Below are 2,330 nucleotides of genomic sequence, written 5' to 3' on the forward strand. Positions count from 1 at the left end.
TGATAAAGCCGCCAGATTTCCTGACGATCCAATAATGTTAAGCGAGTGCGTTTGTGTATGTTCATCTACAGTATTCTCCTGAATACTGTAAACAACGCTAGGAATTCTTACACTTTAATCAAACAATAATTAATACGAGGTTCAGCTTCATAGAGCGTAACGTAGGTATCACTAAGGCCAGAGTTCTTGCGTGCCTGTTCAAGCAATTCTGGCATTTTAATCCAGCCATTCCGTTTAGCACGAATCGTTTTAAAGATTTCGCCACATTCAGGCGCGAGCGTTATCGCTAGATAACGAGCGACTGATTTTTCTATTTGCTGAGACATAAAAAGATAAAGATAAAAAAAACTTCAGGTTTTTGAGTGATTTCGATAACCCTTTATTCGTTTTTTAACGGTGCGTACTTGTATCTTCTTAAGTAACGAATCAGGCACAACAGCTTTGCTCTTTTGCAAGTAACAGAAGCAGCCTGACCATGCCATACGGAGGTATTAGCATTAATACAAATGTCTATAAAATTTATTGTGAAGTGTGAGTTATTCAAGCAAAATGGCTTTACTTACCTTTTCGTTTTGATCAGCTTAAATAATGCGGAATCAAACACATGATTTTTGCTGAATAGGTAATGCAATCTGCAAGCATGTATTCGGAACTGAAAAACTCAAGGAAGATACGATGGAACCAATTTCAATAATAGTCAATGCATTGGTTGCTGGCGCCAGTGCAGCTTTGAAAGAAACAGCCAGTGAGGCCATAAAGGGTACTTACCAAGGATTGAAAGCCCTCGTAATACAGCACTGGAAATCTAGATCAGAAGCAGATACTCAAACCAAAGAAATCGAAGCAAAAATAGAGGCTAAGCTCTTCATTGAGAACTTGGAACATGACCCAGCAAGTTTCCAAAAACCATTAGCAAACAAGTTAAACGAAATCATGCCAGAACCGGAAGCGGCATTAATTGATCAAGCTCAGCAATTGGAGAAGTTATTAAAAGAGGCTGGTTATTTTCCAGGAGTGAACATCATAACTGTTGGTAACAATAATAAAAATACGCAAATAGGTAACTGTAACACCATAACTATCAACAAATAAATTCGTTAAAAATCATCTAACTAATAAAGCTAAAAAATCCAAAAATGGCGAACGATGACTTGCGGGATCCGATGCAGATAGGTGATTACAATAAAAATATCCAGATTGGTAACAATAACACTATAGGCATCACAGATGTTGAGCTGGCTGAACAGTTGGGCGTGGGTAAAGTCGCGGTCAGAAACTTCTTGAGATTACTCGACCAACAAAATGTATCCATTGAAGAATGGGATCACACTTTACGGAAACTAGCGGAACGCCATAAAGAACTTGAAAGACGAGCCGCACTACTGGAATCCGATGATCCTGAAGTTACTTCATTGCAGAGTCAGGCCAGACAAGCGATAGCAGATATTCGATATGAAATTGCTGAAGATTTTTTGGAAAAGGCAGTGAAATTGGACAATGCTGCCGCGGAAAAAATCAAAGCAATCTTTCTAAAACGGAAACGTTCAGCAGCAGAAAATAAAGCCCTAAAAGCTGAATCACTCCATACGCGTTTTGCATTCGCTGAAGCAATCAAAGCCTATGAACAAGCCGTGATTCTTGCTCAAGAAGGGGAGGATGAAGAAAAGATTACCTTATACAAAAATATGCTTGGATGCGTACATCTTGATAAGGGTGAATACCAAAAAGCAGTCAGCTACTTTGAACAGGCGCTAGCGAGTGATTTGAAAACTTATGGCGAAGACCATCCCAGTGTGGCAAGAGATCGCAATAATCTGGGATCGGTTTGGTGTTCACTCGGCGAATACCGAAAAGCAGCCAGCTATTTTGAACAGGCGCTAGCGAGTAATTTAAAGATCTATGGCGAAGACCATCCCAGCGTGGCGATAGATCGCAATAATCTGGGATTGGCTTGGGATTCACTCGGCGAATACCGAAAAGCAGTCAGCTATCATGAACAGGCGCTAGCGAGTGATTTGAAAAACTATGGCGAAGACCATCCCAGTGTGGCAAGAGATCTCAATAATCTGGGATCGGCTTGGTATTCACTCGGCGAATACCGAAAAGCAATCAGCTATTATGAACAGGCACTAGCGAGTGATTTGAAAACTTATGGCGAAGACCATCCCAGCGTGACGAGAGATCGCAATAATCTGGGATTGACGTGGAATTCGCTAGGGAAGCGCTGAACAATTAGTGATTTCCAGATTTCCCGGTAATCCTGCCATTTTTTTGAACACGAATTCCCGGCAATTCATTTTTCAGTGGTGTTTTGTAGCCGGATTTCCCCT

General features: G+C 40.9%; 2 protein-coding genes. Both read left to right on the forward strand.

Annotated features, from left to right (window positions below):
- Positions 1-675 precede the first annotated feature (675 nt).
- Positions 676-1,092: a hypothetical protein gene (locus tag DU481_RS15520; protein WP_350135991.1), complete on the forward strand. Its 417-nt coding sequence runs from the start codon at positions 676-678 to the stop codon at positions 1,090-1,092.
- Positions 1,093-1,136: 44 nt separating this feature from the next.
- Complete coding sequence (locus DU481_RS15525) at positions 1,137-2,228, forward strand: tetratricopeptide repeat protein (RefSeq protein WP_350135993.1); 1,092 nt, start codon at positions 1,137-1,139, stop codon at positions 2,226-2,228.
- Positions 2,229-2,330: the final 102 nt, after the last annotated feature.

The organism is Nitrosomonas sp., assembly GCF_040240425.1.
Classification (GTDB): domain Bacteria; phylum Pseudomonadota; class Gammaproteobacteria; order Burkholderiales; family Nitrosomonadaceae; genus Nitrosomonas.

Bases quoted from the DNA above. Each gene is read 5' to 3' on its own strand.
- DU481_RS15520 (WP_350135991.1), top strand. From the start codon at position 676: ATGGAACCAATTTCAATAATAGTCAATGCATTGGTTGCTGGCGCCAGT.
- DU481_RS15525 (WP_350135993.1), top strand. From the start codon at position 1,137: ATGGCGAACGATGACTTGCGGGATCCGATGCAGATAGGTGATTACAAT.